This is a genomic window from Athalassotoga saccharophila (genome assembly GCF_009936215.1).
GTDB lineage: Bacteria > Thermotogota > Thermotogae > Mesoaciditogales > Mesoaciditogaceae > Athalassotoga > Athalassotoga saccharophila.
This window is the reverse complement of sequence record NZ_AP019551.1, coordinates 559,216-579,894: the sequence shown is the minus strand read 5'-3', so window position 1 is coordinate 579,894 and position 20,679 is coordinate 559,216. Positions and strand designations below refer to the sequence as shown.

At 42.0% G+C, this 20,679-nt stretch carries 19 protein-coding genes; 14 read left to right on the top strand and 5 right to left on the bottom strand.

Annotation, left to right across the window (positions count from 1 at the left end):
• Window positions 1-3 precede the first annotated feature (3 nt).
• The 3 genes from ATHSA_RS02875 to mscL all read right to left on the bottom strand — a co-directional run bounded on the left by ATHSA_RS02875 (window position 4) and on the right by mscL (window position 2,880).
• A complete protein-coding gene (locus ATHSA_RS02875) occupies window positions 4-873 on the bottom strand; it encodes a carbohydrate ABC transporter permease (protein ID WP_161847662.1) in 870 nt (289 codons plus the stop codon).
• A gap of 44 nt (window positions 874-917) precedes the next feature.
• Window positions 918-2,243, bottom strand: coding sequence for an ABC transporter substrate-binding protein (locus ATHSA_RS02870; protein ID WP_170288387.1), 1,326 nt, complete (start codon window positions 2,241-2,243; stop codon window positions 918-920).
• 175 nt (window positions 2,244-2,418) lie between these two features.
• Window positions 2,419-2,880, bottom strand: coding sequence for a large conductance mechanosensitive channel protein MscL (gene mscL / locus ATHSA_RS02865; protein WP_161847661.1), 462 nt, complete (start codon window positions 2,878-2,880; stop codon window positions 2,419-2,421).
• Window positions 2,881-2,992: 112 nt separating this feature from the next.
• Between mscL and ATHSA_RS02860 the strand changes: the two genes are divergently transcribed.
• The 14 genes from ATHSA_RS02860 to prmC all read left to right on the top strand — a co-directional run bounded on the left by ATHSA_RS02860 (window position 2,993) and on the right by prmC (window position 18,719).
• Entirely contained in the window at window positions 2,993-3,859 is an 867-nt protein-coding gene (locus ATHSA_RS02860) for a DegV family protein (RefSeq protein WP_408626213.1), read from the top strand.
• 1 nt (window position 3,860) lies between these two features.
• On the top strand, window positions 3,861-4,214 hold the full coding sequence (locus ATHSA_RS02855; RefSeq protein WP_161847659.1) for a thioesterase family protein: 354 nt from the start codon (window positions 3,861-3,863) through the stop codon (window positions 4,212-4,214).
• Window positions 4,211-5,923 carry an adenine deaminase gene (gene ade, locus ATHSA_RS02850; RefSeq protein WP_161847658.1) on the top strand — a complete coding sequence of 571 codons (1,713 nt, stop codon included), beginning with the start codon at window positions 4,211-4,213 and terminating at the stop codon, window positions 5,921-5,923. The genes ATHSA_RS02855 and ade overlap by 4 nt, the downstream gene beginning before the upstream one ends.
• Before the next feature lie 12 nt (window positions 5,924-5,935).
• Window positions 5,936-8,242, top strand: coding sequence for a xanthine dehydrogenase family protein molybdopterin-binding subunit (locus ATHSA_RS02845; protein ID WP_197739212.1), 2,307 nt, complete (start codon window positions 5,936-5,938; stop codon window positions 8,240-8,242).
• Window positions 8,239-9,630: a PLP-dependent cysteine synthase family protein gene (locus tag ATHSA_RS02840; RefSeq protein ID WP_197739211.1), complete on the top strand. Its 1,392-nt coding sequence runs from the start codon at window positions 8,239-8,241 to the stop codon at window positions 9,628-9,630. The genes ATHSA_RS02845 and ATHSA_RS02840 overlap by 4 nt, the downstream gene beginning before the upstream one ends.
• Window positions 9,627-10,976, top strand: a complete 1,350-nt coding sequence (locus tag ATHSA_RS02835; protein ID WP_197739210.1) for an 8-oxoguanine deaminase — start codon at window positions 9,627-9,629, stop codon at window positions 10,974-10,976. The genes ATHSA_RS02840 and ATHSA_RS02835 overlap by 4 nt, the downstream gene beginning before the upstream one ends.
• The gene (locus tag ATHSA_RS02830) at window positions 10,977-12,473 is read left to right on the top strand and encodes a carboxypeptidase M32 (protein WP_174755544.1); all 1,497 of its coding nucleotides are present in this window, start codon (window positions 10,977-10,979) and stop codon (window positions 12,471-12,473) included. It begins immediately after the preceding gene.
• Window positions 12,460-13,959, top strand: a complete 1,500-nt coding sequence (locus tag ATHSA_RS02825) for a MutS-related protein (protein WP_161847657.1) — start codon at window positions 12,460-12,462, stop codon at window positions 13,957-13,959. The genes ATHSA_RS02830 and ATHSA_RS02825 overlap by 14 nt, the downstream gene beginning before the upstream one ends.
• Before the next feature lie 256 nt (window positions 13,960-14,215).
• The gene (locus ATHSA_RS02820) at window positions 14,216-15,157 is read left to right on the top strand and encodes an inorganic phosphate transporter (RefSeq protein ID WP_161847656.1); all 942 of its coding nucleotides are present in this window, start codon (window positions 14,216-14,218) and stop codon (window positions 15,155-15,157) included.
• 3 nt (window positions 15,158-15,160) lie between these two features.
• A complete protein-coding gene (locus ATHSA_RS02815; protein WP_161847655.1) occupies window positions 15,161-15,799 on the top strand; it encodes a TIGR00153 family protein in 639 nt (212 codons plus the stop codon).
• Window positions 15,800-15,810: 11 nt separating this feature from the next.
• The gene (gene mazG / locus ATHSA_RS02810; protein WP_408626219.1) at window positions 15,811-16,563 is read left to right on the top strand and encodes a nucleoside triphosphate pyrophosphohydrolase; all 753 of its coding nucleotides are present in this window, start codon (window positions 15,811-15,813) and stop codon (window positions 16,561-16,563) included.
• A 6-nt stretch (window positions 16,564-16,569) separates the two neighbouring features.
• Entirely contained in the window at window positions 16,570-17,619 is a 1,050-nt protein-coding gene (locus tag ATHSA_RS02805) for a peptidyl-prolyl cis-trans isomerase (RefSeq protein WP_161847654.1), read from the top strand.
• A gap of 10 nt (window positions 17,620-17,629) precedes the next feature.
• Window positions 17,630-17,929 carry a metal-sulfur cluster assembly factor gene (locus ATHSA_RS02800; protein ID WP_161847653.1) on the top strand — a complete coding sequence of 100 codons (300 nt, stop codon included), beginning with the start codon at window positions 17,630-17,632 and terminating at the stop codon, window positions 17,927-17,929.
• Window positions 17,919-18,719, top strand: a complete 801-nt coding sequence (prmC, locus tag ATHSA_RS02795) for a peptide chain release factor N(5)-glutamine methyltransferase (RefSeq protein ID WP_161847652.1) — start codon at window positions 17,919-17,921, stop codon at window positions 18,717-18,719. Before ATHSA_RS02800 ends, prmC begins: the two co-directional genes overlap by 11 nt.
• Here prmC and ATHSA_RS02790 read toward each other — a convergent pair.
• Together ATHSA_RS02790 and ATHSA_RS02785 are read right to left on the bottom strand one after the other, a co-directional pair.
• On the bottom strand, window positions 18,672-19,955 hold the full coding sequence (locus tag ATHSA_RS02790) for a sensor histidine kinase (protein WP_232060115.1): 1,284 nt from the start codon (window positions 19,953-19,955) through the stop codon (window positions 18,672-18,674). The two genes, prmC and ATHSA_RS02790, sit on opposite strands and share 48 nt — an antisense overlap.
• A gap of 2 nt (window positions 19,956-19,957) precedes the next feature.
• Window positions 19,958-20,677, bottom strand: coding sequence for a response regulator transcription factor (locus tag ATHSA_RS02785; protein WP_161847650.1), 720 nt, complete (start codon window positions 20,675-20,677; stop codon window positions 19,958-19,960).
• Window positions 20,678-20,679 lie beyond the last annotated feature (2 nt).

Sequence of the window (20,679 nt, the reverse complement as noted above, 5' to 3'; positions counted from 1 at the left end):
TTTTCACTGGTAGAACACCGCCTTTTGACCGAACTTGAAATAAAGGTAGGTAAAGACGGCCATTATGAGTATCAAGACCACCGATTCGGCAGAGGCAAAGCCGGTGTTGAAGTTAACAAATCCATCCTGATAAAGTTTGTATATCAGAGTAGATGTCGTGTTGGCCGGACCTCCCTGCGTCATGACGTCTATAGTCGCAAAGGCAGAAAAGGCTGTAAATGTTACGTTCATAACTATAAGATAAAACGTTATGGGAGAAAGCAAAGGAATCGTTATTCTTAAAAGCCTGTCGAAAGAATTTGCACCATCTATTGTGGCGGCCTCGTAATAACTCTGCGGGATAGATTGGAGGCCCGCAAGAAAGAAAATAACGTTAAAGCCAAGATTTTTCCATATCGTGGCTATCATTATGGCTATAAGTGCGAGCGGATAGGTTGTGAGCCACTGGGGTTGCGCTTTAAAAAGAATTAAAAACAGATAACTTACATATCCGGCTACCGGGCTTAGAAGGAAGGCCCATAAGGTTCCGGCAACTGCAGGAGAAATCGCGTATGGGGCAAAGATGAGAGTTCTGAATATGCCTATTCCCGGTACCTTTTCGTTAAGCAACAACGCAAGAAATAAAGATATTACAAGTCCCCCAATCACGGTGACGGTCACGAATATAAGCGTTGTTAGCGCCGATTGGATGTACTGGCCCGAGGTAAAAAGAGACCAAAAATTTTGGAATCCGACGAAGAAAAGTCTGTTACCGAAAGGAGAGATCTTGTAAAAACTTAGTTTAAAGGTCTGAAAGGCCGGGTAATATATGAAAATAACGATTATTATGAACGTGGGGACAAGTAAAAGATAAGGAAAGATCTTTTTGGCCATAATTCACCCCTGAAAAGAGGGCATCCAAGGATGCCCTCCCGATTTCAATACATTGAATTGTAATTCGCTATTGCCTGATTTGCCTGATCCTGTGCCCACTGGAGCGCCTGTTGAGGAGTCATAGCCTTTGTAAACATCTTTCCAAATGCCGTGTCAACGGCCGTCCTTATCTGAGGAAATGCTCCTGTCGCGCCGCCACGTGTTGCAGGAGTTACATTTGACATCAGAAGTTGTAATACTGTAACGAGGTAAGGAGGATTTTTTGCGTAATATCCTTCGTAAAGGAGTTTTATTATCGCATTTTTGTTGACTGGGAAATATCCCGTCCCAGTACTCCATTGAATCTGGGCATCGGTACTTTCGAGGAATTTAAGGAATTTCCACGTCGCTTCTTCTCTTTGGGTGTTGTTGGTGTTAACCATCCACAGACTTGCCCCACCGACTATCACACCACCGTAAGGCACATCTGAAGGATGCGGCAGGAACATCACACCAAGCGAGAAGTTACCTGATTGGGCCGCTTTAACCATCATGTTCACGTCTGAAGTTGAGGTTATAAGCATGGCCGCCCTTTGAGAGATGAAAATCTGTCTTGCGTTGTCCCATCCCGGTCCTGCGTTTATTGCCGAACCATTTTGAACCATCTCGTTGAAGAAGTTGAAGATCCTCAATCCAGCATCATTCGCAAAGACAGCCTTTGTCGCTCTTCCGTCCCGACCGTTGTTGTTATTCAAAAGCAGAGCATTTTGAACTGCCATGAATTGCTCGAAAAACCACGCAAGTGGCTCTCCACTGCCAAAGGTAAAGCCGTACTGGATTGTATTACCGTTGGCATCTTTAACGGTTAATTTTTTTGCATCAGCAATAAACTCTTCAAAGGTTGTTGGTGGATTGTTGGGATCGAGACCTGCTTTTTCAAAAAGGGTCTTGTTGTAGAATATAACGGGATTGGATGAGTTGAATGGCATACTGTACAATTTGCCACCTACGGTGTAATACCCTCTCGAGGCCGGCACAAGCGTGTTGATGTCGAAAGAAGGATCTTTGTCTATCATATTCTGGACGGGAATCACGACACCGCTGTCTATCATCATTTGAGTTCCTATGTCGTATATCATGACAAGATCCGGCGGATTACCCGCCCTGACGGCCGCTATCATTTTAGTCATTGTATCAGTGTAAGATCCGGTGTACTGGACGTCAACCTTTATGTCTGGATTTTGCTGCATGAATTCATTTGCGAGATTTTGCAAAAGTTGGATTCTGTCCGTGCCCCCCATTGCATGCCAGAATTGAATTGTGACAGGTGCGGCAAAAATTGCCGATGCCAAAACAGCCATTGCCGAAAAAAGTAATATCTTACGCCACATTTCAGAAACACCTCCCTTTGAATTTTGTGACTTATTTAAGTATGATTTAACATTTAATGATTTCCTGTTTTATATCCGAAGATTAATCGAATTTAAAATTTTGTCCCGTACAAGATCACACTCATAATCCTGTCCCACACGAATTATACACCCCTTCACCTCTTCAAAGGAGAACCTACGATTTTTTTTCAATATTGGAAAGATCAGAGGTGCAATTGGGACATCTAACGGCATCTATTGGTATATCGGTTTTGCAGTAAGGACATTTTTTCGTTGTTACGGGCGCCGGAGCGGCAGACTTTTGGTATTTCTTTTGGGCTTTGTAAATGACGGTTATCATCAAAAACACTGCGAATGCGATTATCAAAAAGTTGATGACGGTGTTCACAAAAACACCGTAATTTATAGTTGGAGCACCGGCAGCCTTTGCCGCCGCAAGGGTAGAATAATGTTTGTTTGAAAGGTTAATGAAAAGATCTGAAAAGTTAACTTTCCCTATAAGTAACCCTATCGGTGGCATTATGATATTGTTAACAAGCGACGATACCACGGAACCAAACGCTATACCTATTATTATTCCAACAGCCATGTCCAAAACATTCCCGCGAGACAAAAATTTACGGAAATCATTAAGCATAGTACCCCCCCTATTCAAAATTTTTATAATTATACATCAAATTTTTAGATTAGCACATCAGACTTAAAATGCTATATAATACAAACAAGTTAAAACGTAGTTTAGAATGGAGGTGGATTATTTGCGGATAAAGATATTCGTAGACAGCACGGCAGATATGGCCCCGGAATGGTTTGAGAAATTAGATGCCGACATGGTACCTTTAAAGGTTATATGGCCCGATGGTACAGAGGAAAATGACACAAGAGATCCATCGGATTTAATGAAATTTTACGAAAAGATATCAAACGCTTCAGAACTGCCCAAAACTTCTCAGCCTACGGTTTTTGAATTTTTACAGAAGTACAGGAATGCAGAGCAATCGGGATATGAGGGGATAGTGGTACTTACCTTATCTTCAAAGATGTCTGGAACGGCTAATGCCGCCGCAACTGCGGCAAAAGAGGCGAAGATCCCTGTCGAGATCTTCGATACAAAATTAGCCTCTGCCGTTATACCGCTTGTCGCAAGAAGGGCAAGAGAACTCGCAGAAAAGGGATTGGATCCCAAAAAAATTGTCGATCAACTCGAAAAAGATAGAAAAAACAACAAATTTCAGGCGATCTTTTACGTATCTGATTTTTCATTTTTAGTCAAAGGCGGCAGAGTTTCGAAGATACAGGGATTCCTCGGGACTGTGTTGAAGTTCAAGGTGGGAGTTTGGATAAATGAAGAGGGAGAGATGATCCCATTTGGAAGGGCAAGGGGAAGATCGCATGCCTACGATATGCTTATCGAACAGTCTGGGAAATACATCCCCTTTGGATCTAACGTCATTATCTGCATGATCCATGCAAATGCCGAAAATGAAGCAAAAGAGTTGCTTGAAAAATTAAAAGAAAAATACAAGGTACTTGATGCATCTTTTCACATGACTGGAAAGGTTATAACAACCCACGTTGGCCCGGGAATGTGTGGCTTTGGAATAGAGGCGATGTGAGATGGAAGAGATGGTGAAGGAAAAGGTAGTTACAGATTCCAATCTGGCATCCGCTCTAAGAAGCGGTAACGCGGACGTACTCTCGACCCCTACCGTTCTTGCATGGATGGAGGAGACGGCCACAGAACTTGCCCAGAAATTTTTAAATGACGATGAAATAACCGTCGGAGCCCATGTAAATCTCGATCATATTGCGCCGGCGTGGACCGGAGAAAAGGTGGAAGTAAGGGCAAGACTCGTCGATAAAACAGATAGAAAATTCGTTTTCAAAATCGAGGTGAAATCGGGAGATAAACTCATAGCAAAAGCCGATCATGTAAGGGTCTCAGTTAAAAAGGAGAAGTTCAAAAAATGAAAATCGAGAATATAATTCCGGTATCGTTGGGAAGTGTACCTGCCGATCTTCTCCTTAAAAATTGCAAAATAGTCAACGTCTTCACCGGAAAAATAGAAGAGGGAAATATAGCACTCTTTAGAAAAAGAATAGCGGGTATAGGGGACTACACGCAGGCAAAAGAGGTAATAGATCTTGGTGGAAATTACGTGGTGCCGGGCTTGATAGACGCCCACGTTCATATCGAAAGTTCGATGGTAGATCCGGTTGAATTTGCACGATCTATCCTGCCGAGAGGGACAACGACTATAATCGCAGACCCGCACGAGATAGCAAATGTGCTTGGTACAGAAGGCATAGAATACATGCTTCAGTACACAGAAGGAATTCCCCTTAACATCTACATGATGATACCTTCCTGCGTTCCGGCCACCAATATGGAAACGAATGGATCGACGATAGATGCAACAGATACAATAGGATTGATAACTAAATACCCAAGGGTTCTTGGACTTGGAGAGGTTATGAATTATCCGGGCGTTATAAATGCCGACAGGGATCTGATGACAAAGATAGAGATAACAAGGCATCTTTACAAAAAAATAGACGGTCACGCCCCAAATCTAACTGGCAAATCTTTGAACGCTTATATTTCTGCCTTCATAAGGTCAGATCACGAATGTTCGACAGAAAAAGAAGCCCTCGAAAAGATTTCGCGCGGCATGCAGGTTTTGATAAGAGAGGGTAGCGTTGCAAAGAATTTGGACGATCTCATAGGTGCGGTCACGCCCTACAATGAAAGATTCTTCTCTTTTTGCACCGACGATCGCCATCCCGATGATATAGAAAGAGATGGCCACATAGACAACATGGTAAGACGTTCCATAGAAAAAGGAGTAGATCCTATAATCGCGATAAGGATGGCAACGATAAATTCGGCCCAGTTTTATGGTCTAAGAAGTATGGGTGCGATTGCCCCTTCCTACAAGGCCGACATGGTTGTAACGGAATCACTCGAAAAGTTCTTCCCAAGGATGGTCATAAAAGATTCAAAGATCGTCGCGCAAGACGGTAAGTTACAAATCGAGATCACGGGAAATAAGATTCAGCGCAAAATGGAAGGAAATTTCAAAGTTCCATTCATAGAACCTGCAGATTTAAAAATCCTTTCAGATGGTAAAAAAACGAGGGCCATTCGAGTCTTTAACGACAGCATATACACCGAAGAAGAGATCTTGGATATACCTCCGTCAAAGGTGCCGGATCTCCGAAACGATCTGATCAAGATCTCCGTTGTTTCGAGATATTCGACTAAAAAGTCCATATTCTCGGCTGCGATAACGGGATTTGGTTTAAAAAAGGGATCGATAGCGACCTCGGTTGGCCATGATTCTCATAACATTTCGGTCATCGGAACAAATGATCTTGACATGGTGATGGCGGTAAATGAGATTTTGAGAATAAAGGGCGGAATCGTTATTGCGAATGATGGAAAAATAGTCGCTGAACTTCCACTCTCGATAGGTGGCCTTATGTCCGAACTTCCAATGGAAAAGGTCGTTGAAAAGATAAAGGAATTGAAGCACATAGCAAGAGATTTTGGGTGTATAATAAATGATCCATTCATGGTATTGTCTTTTGTCCAACTTGCGGTCATTCCAAGGGTAAGAATAACGAATATGGGACTTGTCGACGTTACAAGGGGCAAATTCGTTGATGTAGGAATCTGAGGGGGCGATCTCGTGAAGGTTGAAAATGCCACGATGAATGTCATAGGCAAAAAGATAAAAAGAGTGGACGCTATAGAAAAAGTCAAGGGCATTAACAAATTCGTCGCGGACTACGAATTCAAAAATATGCTCTATGGTGCGATCGTTTTTTCAAAACATGCGAGGGCACTTGTAAAAAAGATAGATACAAGTAAGGCGAAAGAGTTAAAAGGTGTAAAGGCCGTTTTGACGTATTCGGATATCCCCGGGGAAAACCAACTTGGAGAAGTCGTTGAAGATATGCCGTGTCTTGTGCCAGTAGGGAAAGAAGCAAAGTATTACGGAGATGTCGTGGCCGTTGCCGCGGCCGAGAGTCAAAAGATAGCCAATGCGGCTGCCGGCCTTGTAGAGGTAGAATACGAGGAATTGCCTGCCGTTCTTTCCATAGAAGAATCTCTTAAAAACGAGATAAAGGTTCATGAAAGTGGAAATATCCTTACGTCCAAAAAAATAAGAAAGGGAAAGACAGAAGAAGGATTTGCAAGTGCCGATCTTGTAATCGAAGACGATTTCTTCGCAGATTACCAAGAACACGCTTATCTCGAAACACAGGGAATATTCGCAGTCCCCGATTCGACCGGTATGACTATATATGGGTCAATGCAATGTCCCTATTACGTTCAAAATGCGGTCTCGAGAGTACTTGGAATTCCCCAAAATAACGTTAAAATCGTTCAGGCCGACACCGGAGGTGCCTTTGGGGGAAAGGAAGATGTGCCATCCTACGTTGCCGCTCAGTGCGCATTGCTTGCTTATCACACAAAAAGACCGGTCTTACTCTCTTATTCGAGAGAGGTGGATATCCAATTCACAAGTAAAAGGCATCCTATAAAATCCCATTACAAGGTTGGGTTCAAAAAAGATGGAAAGATCGTCGCAATAGAGGTCAACGCTCACATGGACATGGGTGCATACGCAACGCTTTCTCCGATAGTCATGTACAGAAGTCTTGTTCACGCGGCTGGCGCTTACGATGTACCGAATGTCAAAGTAGACATAGATGGAGTCTACACGAACAAAGTACCGTGTGGCGCTTTCAGAGGGTTCGGAAGTCCTCAGGTGCTTTTTGCGATCGAATCGATAATGGATGAGGCAGCCTTAAAACTCAAAATAGATCCCGTAGAAATAAGACTTAAAAATGCCCTTAGGGTGGGAAGCCATACATCGACAGATCACCTTTTGACGGAATCCGTCGGATCGGTTTCAACCATAATGAATGCCGTAAAGATCTCCGATTACGAAAATTTGAAGAGATCTGTCCATGATTTCAATTCAAAAAACAGATTCAAAAAAAGAGGCATAGGTGTCTCCCACATAATCTACGGTGTGGCACTGGGTGCGGCAGGTCAGGCTCTCGATGCGGCCGGGGCACTTGTTCAGGTTCACAGAGATGGAAGTGTCACAGTCCACGTTGGAAACACAGAGATGGGTCAAGGCATGAAGACAGTTCTTGCGATGATCGCATCTGAAACTCTTGGACAAAACATAGACATGATAAAAGTTGAAAATGCAGACACATCGTACGTTCAGGACAGTGGCCCAACGGTGGCATCTCGCGCAACACTCTTTAGCGGAAATGCGGTCAAAGAGGCGTGCGAAAAGATAAAGGAGAGAATGATCTCAACCTTCTCAAAGATTAAAAACGTGGAAAAAGAGGAGGTGGTTATAAGTTCTGGCGTGGTAAGAGGCGGCAAAGAGGAGATGAATTTCGGCGATCTGGCAAATATTTGTTATTCCTCCAACGTCGAACTGATAGCAAATGGATGGTTTAAATCTCCAAAGTTGAACTGGGATCCCAAGACCGGTCTTGGAGAGGCTTACCTTACATACTCCTATGCGACACAGATAGTGGTTGTAGAGGTTGATATGCTTACCGGGAAGTCTAACGTAATAGATGTCTTTACCTCCCACGATGTGGGAAGGGTGCTAAACCCGGTGGGACTTACCGGTCAGGTCGAAGGAGGCTTTGTTCAGGGAATGGGGTATGCGATTTACGAAGAAATAAAGATGAAAGATGGAAGGATTTTGACGGACAATTTCAACACTTATATAATCCCGACTATAAATGATATTCCACAAAATATAAAGATAGATTTCGTCGAAGATGAATTTTCCGAAGGACCTTTCGGTGCCAAGGGTATAGGAGAGCCATCGTTAATGCCCGCACCGGCAGCAATAGCGAATGGCATATCAAATGCCATAGGAAGAAGAGTGAAAAAAATACCGGCGACACAGGAGTACGTGCTTGATCTTATAGAAAAAGGAGAGGATAAATCGTGAATTCAAAAAAAATAATAGGTCCCACCTTTGAAGAGATGCTTCATCCCGATAAGATCGATCCAAAGATAAGAAAGATAGCGCTCACAAAGATGAAGGAGGATCCCTTAGATCCGATAAACTTTTTCAACATAACATGGCGCGGCCCAGACAACAAAATAAAGTACGTCGTTCTTCCAAAAAAATTAACGGGCGTAGACGCAAACATAATAGTGATGTATGGGCGTGATTTTCCAACGGGAAGCCATAAAGTTGGTGCAACCTATTCTATACTCGTCGAAAAGGTAATAAGAAATGAGGTAGACCCTTCATACCATACGCTTATATGGCCATCGACCGGAAATTACGGAATAGGCGGTGCGTGGGTTGGATGCAGAATGAAGTTCGATACTATAGTGATACTTCCCGAGGGTATGAGCAAGGAGAGGTTCGATATTATAAATTCTTACGGCGCGAGGGTCATTGCAACGCCCGGATCTGAATCCAACGTCAAAGAAATTTACGATAAGTCAAAGGAGATATGGTCTCAAAACCCTGAAAAGGTGAGAATATTAAACCAGTTCAGCGAATTTGGAAATTACAGATTTCATTACTACGTAACGGGTAACACGATGATTGAACTCGTTCAGAATGAGAAGATAGGAAATGGAAGAATTGCGGCCGTAGTTTCGGGCGTTGGATCGGCCGGAACGATAGCGTGCGGAGACAGGGTAAAGCAGGTCTTCAACGATGCAAAGATCGTAACGCTTGAGCCGATACAGTGTCCGACGATCTCTATGAACGGATACGGATCCCACGACATTCAGGGCATAGGAGACAAACACGTTACATGGATTCACAACGTGATGAATTCGGATGCGGTGGTCGCAGTAGATGATATGGAATCAAAGAAGGGTCTTCAACTTTTAACAGACGAGGTTGGAAAGAAATTCCTTAAAGACTTTATAGATCCAAAGGCCGTAGATGAAATTTCAACGATCTTTGGAATATCTGGCGTTGCAAATGTCCTGGGTGCGATAAAGGTCGCAAAGCAATACAAACTTGGCCCCAACGATAACATAGTAACGATAGCGACAGACACGATAAGCAGGTACCATTCAGTTATGGCAGACCTCGACAGACAGTTCGGAAAGATGGATCTATCCGAGGCAAAATCGAGGTTTAACTCCATCTTCATGGGTGTGAAGACTGACTGGTTCTTTGAAGGAACACTTGAGAACAGAAGAAGATGGCACAATTTGAAGTACTACACGTGGGTAGAACAACAGGGCAAAAGCGTTGAAGAACTCAACGAACAGATGAATCCCTCCTACTGGGAAAAGCAACAATCGATTGTTAAAGAAACAGACAAACTTATCTACGATTACAGAAAGAAGGAGGGGTATGATTGAAATATCTTTTAAGTAATATAGGCGCAATGGAGACCTTTTCAACCGGTCAGATCGAAAATGGATACATAGCCATAGACGGAAATATCATAACCTATGTTGGAAAGGTAAAACCTGACGGGAATTTCGACGAGACGATAGATTGCTCGAACAAAATCGTCCTGCCCGGCTTTGTTAACACCCATCATCACTTCTACCAAACACTTACCAGAAATGTTAAATCCGTCCAGAGTGCCAAACTGTTCGACTGGCTCGTTGCACTTTACGAGATATGGAAGAACATAGACGAAGAGGCATCATACGTGAGTGCCGCAATCGCGGCTTCGGAGATGGCATTAAGCGGGGTTACAACCTCAAGCGATATGCTCTACCTTTATCCCAAAAACAAAAATTCGATCTTCGATGAAGAGATAAATGGTGTATCACACGTTGGCCTCAGATTTCATCCTACGCGCGGTGCCATGTCTATGTCAAAAAAAGACGGGGGACTCCCTCCCGATTCTGTAGTCCAGATCGAAGATGAGATACTTTCAGAATACGAAAGAACTGTCTCGAAATACCACGACAGATCTCGATACGCAATGGTAAGGATTGCCCTTGCTCCGTGCTCGCCATTCTCGGTTACCGAATCTTTAATGGTAAAGACACTCGAATTCGCAAAAAAGCATGATGTATTGATTCACACGCATCTTGCCGAAACGGAAGACGAAGAAAGATTTTGCATCGATAAATTTGGCCTTAGACCCGTTGATTACATGGAAAAAATTGGATGGTTAAATCCGAGGGTATGGTTTGCCCATACAGTTCATGTCAATGAGACAGATATAGAGAAGATGCGCAAAAATGATGTTGGAATCTCTCACTGTCCAACTTCTAACATGAGACTCGGATCTGGAATAGCGCCAATCTCAAAGATGAAAGGCCTTAGAATCTCCCTCGGAATCGACGGAAGTGCTTCAAATGACACGTCTAACATGATACTTGAGGCAAGAAATGCGATGCTTTTACAAAGGGTGAAATACGGCGCAGACGCGATGAGCCCAAGGGAGGCACTTGAGATCGCATCTATGGGTGGTGCAAAGGTTTTGAGGATGGATGACTACATAGGATCGATAGAAGTCGGAAAGGCGGCCGATATAATAGCCTTTGACATGGGAAAAATAGAATTCTCTGGTGGCCTTGATGATCCAATCTCTGCCGTGATCATGTGTGATGCAAAGTCCGTCGATTTTAACATCGTCAACGGCAAATTCATCGTCAGAGATGGTCATCTTAACGTGCCGGACATCGATTACCTTGTCAGAAGACAAAATGAGATCTCTCGAAAATTGATCAAGGGGAGGATTTAAATGGAGATAAAGGAATTTTATGATTACTACGCAGAAATTGCGAAATATTCGAGTGCATACGCTTTAGTTGAATGGGACATGAGAACAAAAATGCCGCCAAAGGCGGCCATGGACAGGGCAGAAGTTGCCGGCAAACTCGCAAGGACTATCTTTGAGATGATGACCTCTCCAAAGATGGCCGCATTTGTGGAATATTTTAACAGGCCACGCGTAAATGAAAAATTGAATGAGGTTGACAGAAGAAATGTCTACCTTATGACCAAAGAGTACAGACGTGCATCTTCAATTCCACCCGAAAAGTTTGAAAAGTTCACGATAGCCTGTTCAAAGGGGGAAAGTGTTTGGCAGGAAGCAAAGGCCGAATCAAATTTCAACAAATTTCGTCCGTATCTTGAAGAGATAGTAGGATATTTAAAAGAATTCGTAGAATATTATGGATACGAAAAAAACAAATACGACGCGCTTCTTGAAGGGTACGAACCTTCGATGACATCTGAAGATATCAAAAAGATCATAGAAGGTCTTAAATCAGAACTCGTACCGTTCATAAAAGAAATATCTCACGGCAAAAAACCAGATGATTCCATTCTAAAGGGAAAATTCGATAAAGCATCTCAGGAAAAACTCTCCCACGAGGTGCTCGAGGCGATGGGATACGATTTTCAATCCGGCCGTATAGATGAGACGGTCCATCCTTTCACAACTGGAATCGGTAACGGAGATGTGAGAATCACGACGAATTACCATTTGGACGATATGACATCTGCTCTCTTTTCAACGATGCATGAAGGAGGACATGCGCTCTACGAACAGGGTATTTCCGAAGAGTACAAATGGATGCCGATACACACGGGCGCTTCGATGGGGATACACGAGTCCCAATCGAGAACATGGGAAAATCTTGTGGGTAGGTCGTATGAATTCTGGAAATTCTTCTTTCCCAAACTCTCTGAAATCTTTCCCCAGTTTAAAAAGATCACGGCCGAGGATTTTTACAAGGCCATCAACATCACAAAGCCCTCTCTCATAAGAATAGAGGCCGATGAGGTAACCTACAACCTCCACATAATGGTAAGGTTCGAAATAGAAGAATCGCTCATAAATGACAGAATAAAGGTCGCAGATTTGCCAGACGTATGGAATCAAAAGATGAGAGAGTATCTAAACGTAGATGTGCCGGATGATGCCCATGGAGTTTTACAGGATGTTCACTGGTCGGGTGGCCAGTTTGGATATTTTCCATCCTACATGTTGGGAAATCTTTACGCTTCGCAATTTTTCTTTTCCGCAAAGAAAGAAATTCCCGATCTCGAATCTCAAATATCAAATGGAAATTTGAAGGTTTTAAGGGAGTGGCAAAGGGAAAAGATACACAAATTCGGTGCGATGTACGATCCAAAGGATTTGATCGTTAAAGTAAGCGGTGAACCATTGAATCACAAATACTTTATGAATTACATAAAAGAGAAGTTTTCGAAGATCTATGGAATTCATTGATGAAAGTACAAAACATTTTTGCCTCTTTGATAAGGTCATAGATCTTTACAGACCTGTAAGCGTATTTGGAAGGAATCTTTTTGCCAGCCTCTCACCTTTGAGAGAAGACGAGATTTTGTCTCATTTTTCATTTCTTTCAAAGGTGAGAGAATGTGAAAAAAATAGAACAAGAATAGAAAACATTTTGCGCGATTTTCACGAGATCTCGACTACTATATCGAACATCGAACATGATACTGCAACGGAGATAGACATATTCGAAATAAAAAGGTTCATATATTATCACAGATTACTCAAAGGCGCATCCTGTCTTGGGGATTTTTTTGGATCTTTTGAAGAATTGTGGACTTCGATCGATCCAAAGAACACTGGATCCTTTTCTTTTTCTCCCCAAAATCAGACAATTGAGGAAATGGAGAAGAGGTACACGGATTTATCAAGAATGATTAACGATCTTTACAAAAGGCAGATAGGGCTCATAGCGCAAAAGTTCGGAATTCGAATCGATGACAAAAGATTTGTAATAGAAAAGGAAAAAGGGTCTCTACTTGTGAATTCTAATCTCGTAATGATAGAAAGAGAAGGATCAAAAACCTACACGCTTATTGTCAGGCCAACTGAGGAGATAATCACACTTCAGAATGAGATGTCGGATCTGGAAGAGAGATTAAAAGATGAAAGGGAAAAAGAGGTAAAAAGATTATCTTTCGAAATAAAGAAGTGGATCTATTTCATCAAAGGCGAGATATCAAAAATCTCCAAATTCGATCTCGCCTTTTCAAAGGTAAGGGCAATAAATGACGGCTACACATTTCCTGAATTTGGAGATCGTATTGAGATAATAAAGGGCTTTCATCCGGTAATCGCAGAAAATGTTACCAATTACACTCCATTGGATGGATCCTTTTCAGATGGTCTGACCATCATCTTCGGTCCAAATATGGGAGGTAAAACGACTGTTTTAAAAACGATAGCGCTCTCTTGTGCCCTCGGCGCTTACGGATTTTTAGTACCCGCAGAATACGCAAAATTACCAAAAATTGACTGGATAAGGTACATAGGGATGTCCTCCAATAATACGGACCTCTCCGCCTTTGCAAATCAAATAGAAAATGTCTCGGAAGTATTGAAGATGGAAGGAAAGGGAATTATCCTCATAGATGAATTCGGTGCAGGTACAAACCCCTATGAGGGAGAATCTCTCGCTCAGGCCCTTGCCGAATACCTTTCGCGCAAAGATAATATCTCCATCATGGTCACACATTTCAAAAGGGTAATAGAGAAAACAAATTGCCCCAAATACATGATAGGGAAGATAAATTTCGACGAGGAAATAAACGCCAGAAATATCAACTCAAAAATAGATCATCATCTTACAAAGGATTTCAGCGTCAGATATGGAGATGCCATCAAAATCGCCTCTATTTTTGGCTTCCCTCCCGAAATAACAAATGAGGCTCTCAAAAAACTCGAAGATTATCTGTGAGAGTCTTTTCTCGCGATCAATATGCCGGTTAAACCGATTCCTATTAAGATGATAAAGGCAAGTATTGCCACTATATTCATTTTAACGCCTCCTAAATTTAGACGAAATTTTAAAGGATAAGTTTTAATGCAGCAGATGACTCTTAGAGATATATTGAACAAATCGATCTTTTGGAGTATACTTTTAAGTTAATACATGAACTCACTTAACCGAATAGTTTGATAAGTACGAACTAATGAAAAAGAAGGGGAAGCACTTGTTACGCGATCTTTTGATGATTGCAACGGCCATGCTTTTGGGATGGTCCTTGGGATACAACAATATGGCAACGATCTTCGGTCCTCTCATCACCTCCGACATAATTAAGTACAGGGTGGCCACGATCACAGGGGCAATTTTCATATTTTTGGGAGCCTTTCTTGGTGGAGATTCGGGAATATCGACGATGAATTCTGTAACACACGTTACATTCGATATCTCTGTCAGTGCTGCCCTTAGCACGGCCATAGTTGTTCTTATAATGACTCATTATTCTTTGCCAACTTCCATAACACAAGGAATTATAGGATCACTTGTTGGAGTCGGACTTGTCGAGCGCGATGTTAACTGGTGGATCGTCGGTAAAGTCGCGATATCGTGGCTTATAACCCCTTTTGGCGCTCTGGTGATAGCCGTGTTTTCGTACATCGTGATATCGCTTTTCTACAACCGTTTGAAATCGCTAAGGTTAAGGGGAACTGTGGTCAGGCTTATGTCCTTCGGCTTCAGCATATATGCGTCTTATTCGTTGGGAGCAAATAACCTTGCGAATATAACCGGTCCTTTCGTTGGAAAAGGACTCTTTGGCCGGGAAGAGGCACTTTTGATCGGAGGCATAGCCATGGCGCTTGGATTTTTGACGGCGAGTAAAAAGGTCATAAGGACTATAGGAAAAGACATAACTATTATGGAGCCATTTGATTCTTCGATAGCAATCTTCGGAGAAGGTACTTCTCTTTTGATCTTTTCATTTTTGGGAATACCTATATCGAGCGCTCAGGCTTCTGTCGGTTCCACGGCCGGAGTTGGGATTGTAAATGGTATCAAAACCGTGAGTTTAAAGACAATTTTAAGGATCGTAAGTGGATGGCTTGTAACTCCTTTCATAACAGGTACCATTGCTGTTATAATATACATGGTAATGAAAATCTGGGGGTAAAAAATGTCCTTGCTCTTTGGTAAAAAAGAAAATGAGGTCATCAATCTATTCAGAGATCACCTCAACATGGTTGGACAGGTTATAGATGAAACCTTTAAAATAATAAAATTATCGTGCGATGAAGATTGCACCGATATAGTTAAAACTGTTAGACAAAAAGAAAGCGAGGCAGATTCGATACGCAGGAATGCCGAGACTTTGATGTATTCTGGAGCCTTTCTTGCCCAGTCGAGAGGCGATATGCTTGGCCTCATAGAAGCCGTTGACAAGGTTGCAAATAAGGCCGAAACTGTCGCGGACGTTATATACCTTCAAAACCTTAAAATACCAGATTCCCTCAGAGACAAATACATAAAAGAATATGAATGTTCCGTTGAATCCTTTAAAGCACTCGCGACTGCCGTGGAAAATCTCTTTGAAAACATAGATAAATCGAAGAACGCAGTCTTAGAGGTGGAAAGATGGGAAAATACCGGCGATGGGATAGAAAGATCTCTTATAAAAGAAGTCTTCACTTTGAACATTGAACTCGCGCGTAAAATCCAATTAAGGGAACTCGCACTTCAGATAGGAGACATAGCAGACAGGGCCGAAGATGCCTCTGACAGAATAGAGATAATAATTTTGAAGATGAGTGCATGATGGATGAGTGCATGATGGGAAACTCGAATTCAATCGAAGAACTTCTAAAAACAATGAGAGTCTTAAGATCGAAGAACGGGTGCGAATGGGACAAGGCACAGACGCATCTTTCTCTTAAACCTTACATAATCGAAGAGAGTTTTGAAGTTGTCGAGGCTATAGACTCTGGCGATCAAAAGAAACTCAAAGAAGAACTCGGAGATCTTCTGCTTCAGATAGTCTTTCAATCTATAATTTCTGAAGAAGAAAAGAGTTTTGATTTTTACGATGTGGTTGAAAATTTAAACGAGAAGTTGATAAGAAGACATCCACATGTTTTCAGTTCAGAAAAGGGATATTCTTACGAAAGATGGGAAGAAATAAAATCTAAGGAAAAGGGCAAGCCAAAAACCAAACTTGGAGAAATAAATCCCGTCATTCCTGCACTCTCGATGGCGAGAAGAATTCAAGAAAATGCTGCCGAGTACGGTTTTGACTGGAAAGAAGTAGATCCAGTCTACGATAAAGTCTACGAAGAGATAGAAGAGGTAAAGAATGCAAAGAGTCCTTCCCAAAAAGAAGAAGAGATAGGAGATCTTCTGTTTGCGGTTGTAAACCTTTCAAGGCACTTGGGAATAGATCCTGAAAGTGCTTTGAGAAGATCCACCACTAAGTTCGTTAATCGGTTTGAAAAGATGAATAAAATGGCAGAAAATGAAGGTATAGAACTAAAGTCACTTGAGGTAATGGAAGAATTTTGGAAAAAATCCAAAGAAGGAGAGTGAAAAGTTTTGAAAAAAGTAGCGTTGTTTTTTGTAATCGCAATTTTCGCATCATTTGCTGTATTTGCAGTTGATGCAACCACGACGACAACACCATCAACATCTTTGCTTTTGGGTTCTTCTTCAACGACAACGGTTGTAGCGATAGTTAACGGTGAGCCCATATACGCGAATATACTCGACATGGCTTCAAATGTTGCTCCGACACTTGCCCAGTTGAAGAACATAAATCCGCAAATGTACAATTTCATGACGACAACAAAAGACGGATTTAATTTCCTTGCCGCTTACAATAGAAGCGTCTTGAATAATCTTGTCGACTCCGTTTTAATGGAGCAAATTGCAAAACAAAAGTACAACATAGTCGTCACAGACGCTCAGGCTCTCGCACAGGTAAAAGCCCAGGTCGCCCAAATGCTTGCCGCGTACAACATAACCGAAGATCAATTCTCTCAGTATCTCCAGTCGCAGGGGTACGGAGACATAAATCAATTCGAACAGGATTCACTTTTCACGATGAAATTTTCAATGACGCTTGATCAGTTGAAGAAGGTCGTTACAAGTTCCGCGACGGTTACAACGGCCGAAGCCCAGCAATATTACAATTCGAACATAAGTTCATTCCAGAATCCTCCACAGATAGATGTCGAGCATATATCCTTAAGCAGCCAGTCAACGGCAGCAAGTGTGCTTGCGCTCATCAAATCTGGAAAGATAACCTTTGAATCGGCTGCGGCAAAATATTCCCTTGATACGAACACAAAGAACAACAACGGCGATCTCGGATGGATCCCACAATCTCCAAATATGCCAGATTTTGAAGTTCAACTCTTTGCGGCCAACATAGGAGACATCATAGGTCCTGTTCAGGTAAACAATTCTTGGGAACTTTTCAAGGTTATCGGCAAAAAAGGACCTTCCGTTCAGAGTTTTAGCGAGGTTCAGTCTCAGATAATCCAGCAGTTGCTTTCTCAAAAGCAATCACAGATATGGTCTAACTGGTTACAGAATGTCTTCCAGCCATTCAAAAACAGCAGTACCATAAAGATAATGATATAGAAGGTGTAAGATGGTAAAGAAAGAAGATGTTTTGGAGGCCTTAAGGGGAGTTATAGATCCCGAAATAGGGCTTGATGTCGTGAGTTTGGGACTTGTTTACGGGGTAGACGTCTCCGAAGAGGGCGATGTCAACGTCAAAATGACGATGACCTTTATGGGTTGTCCACTTACGGCGATGATAACGGAAGATGCCAAGTACGCAATTCAGGCCGTTAAAGGCGTAAAATCGGTTAACGTTGAAATAGTGTGGGATCCGCCATGGACACCGGACATGATAGATCCCGAACTGAGGGCCAAACTTGGAATTTGACATCAAAAGCATTTTAGATTTTTCAACGAAATACCTCAAAGACAAATCTCTATCTCCGCGCTTAGACGCGGAGATGCTTTTGTGTTTTGCAATTTCGAAGAGAAGGAACTGGATATACTCTCATCTTGATTTCAAAGTAGACGAAAAAACCTTTGAAAAGTACATATCTCTGATAGAAAAAAGATCTCAAGGCATTCCCATCGCATATCTTACTGGAAAAAAGGAGTTCATGGGACTTGAATTCGATATCAATGAGAAGGTACTCGTCCCGCGTCCCGAGACGGAAGAATTGGTCGAGAAGGTCATAAAAGACGCAAAAATTGAGGGATGGAAAAAATTTCTCGATTTTGGAACGGGAAGCGGGGTTATAGCGATCTCGATCGCAAAATCTCTTCCCGAATCCCATGTATGGATAAAGGATATAAACCAGGAGGCCATAAAATTAGCCCTTTCTAATGCGAGAAAATTCGGAATCTACGAGAGGATTCACATATCTGAAGAAAAGGAATTCGAAGTCGTTGTTTCAAATCCTCCGTACCTTACAATAGACGAATGGAAAAGTTCAGATCTGCACGAGCCGTACGAGGCACTTGTGGGCGGGGAAAGCGGAAATGAAATTTACATCGAAATTCTAAAGACTTATAAGGCTCACAGGTTTTACTTTGAAATAGCGCATCCATTTAGAAAATCTTTGAAAGAAATTTTCGAAAGGTTTGGAAGATACGAAATATTAAAGGACATATCAGGCAGGGACAGAATCGCTATCGTTTACGGTTTCGGAAAGGGGTAGAATTATCCTAAATTCACTCCCCTTTCCGACCTCACTCGACACCTCTACCTTTCCTTTATGAGCCTCAACTATCATTTTAACTATCGAAAGGCCAAGGCCTGTGCCGCCCACCTTTCTTGATCTCGCCTTATCGACTCTGTAAAACCTTTCAAACAAACGGGACAGGGCATCGGCAGGTATGCCAATGCCTGTGTCCTTTACCTTTATCTGGCAACTCTTATCATCTATCTTTTCGCATATGACTTCAACGAGTTTTGTCCCGTTTTCTTTCTGAGAGGTGTATTTTATGGCGTTATCTGTAAGATTCAAGACGGCCTGAACAAGTCTGTCGAAATCTCCGTAAACTTTTATGTGATCCTTGCACGACGTTTTAAGATCAACGTTGAGAGATTCTGTCATCGGCTTTACTATTCTCGAAACGTAATCCACAACTCTCGAAAGGTCGAGTTCTTCGAATTTGAATTCGGCCTTTCCCTCTTCTAATTTCTGAAGATCAAGCAGATCGTTTATCAATCTGCTCATTCTTGCGGATTCATTCTCTATAATCCCAAGAAATTTTCTAACCATTTCAACGTCTTTGAAATCATCATCCATAAGAGTTTCGGCGTATCCATGAATAGATGTCAGAGGCGTTTTCAACTCATGAGAGACGTTAGAAATGAACTCCCTTCTGAAATTATCAAGTTCTCTCTCATTTGTGACATCCTTTATAACGATTATAAGTGCCTTCTCATTTTCTTTCAAAACGACTGGTATCGCATCACATTTAAGATAACGCTTTTGGGGATAGACAAGGGCGAATTCAGACGAATCTGTCGTGAAATTCTTCAAATTCTTATCGATGAAATTAAGGATGTCGTAATTTTCAAAGACTTCAACGATCTTTTTGCCTTCCAAAGCGCAATTTTCTATCCCTATGAACTTACACACGCTGGAATTGCTCAGCATAATCTTTCCTTCTCCATTGACGATCACTATACCGTCATTTACATTTTCCAAAATTATCCTCATGTTTTCTCTACTTTTTGTCGCTTCCGAATACCTTGATTCGAGATCTTCCTTCATCTCTTTCAAGGCATCTATAAGCCTTATGACCGGTACGCCATCTTTGGAGGAGACTATATGAGATATACTGTTCAATATCTCTAAATTCCTCTTATGGATGAAATAAAAGAAAATGAAAAGCCCAAAAAAAACAAGAGAAAGAATCCCAAAAAAGATCGTCAAAACTTCCAAAGTTAATCCTCGCTACCCGGATCCTTGAATTTGTACCCTTTTCCTCTTACGGTAACTATATATTTAGGATTCGAAGGATCCTCTTCTATCTTTGTTCTAAGCCTTCTTATGTGGACATCCACGGTTCTTGTATCACCGTAATAATCGTATCCCCAAAGTGTATCAAGCAAAACGTCCCTGCTGAAGACCTTACCAGCGTTCTCGGCAAGAAATCTTAAAAGATCGAATTCGAGAGGCGTCAGACCAACCGGCTTTCCCCTAACCTTAACTTCATACTTTTCAAGGTCTATGTCGAGATCCTTTGCGGAGATCTTTTTAGGCTTCTCTTCTACCTTCGTCAAAGCCTGATCTGTTCTTCTGAAGATAGCCTTTATCCTCGCAAGCAATTCTCTTACACTGAAAGGTTTGGTTATGTAATCGTCCGCACCAAGTTCAAGGCCAAGGACTCTATCGAATTCTTCACCTTTTGCAGTCAAGAATATAACAGGCTTATCCCTATTTTTATCGCCGCTTCTTAAAGTTCTAACGAGTTCAAAGCCATCCATGCCGGGCAACATAACGTCGATGATGAACAGGTCTATTTCCTCTTCCTTTATTATCTCGAGTGCTTTTTCTGCATCGTAAGCCTTAAGCACGTCATACCCTTCTTTTTTCAGGTTGTAACTGACGAGTTCTACTATTGAAGGTTCATCATCAACGACGAGTATTCGCTTTTTTAACATTA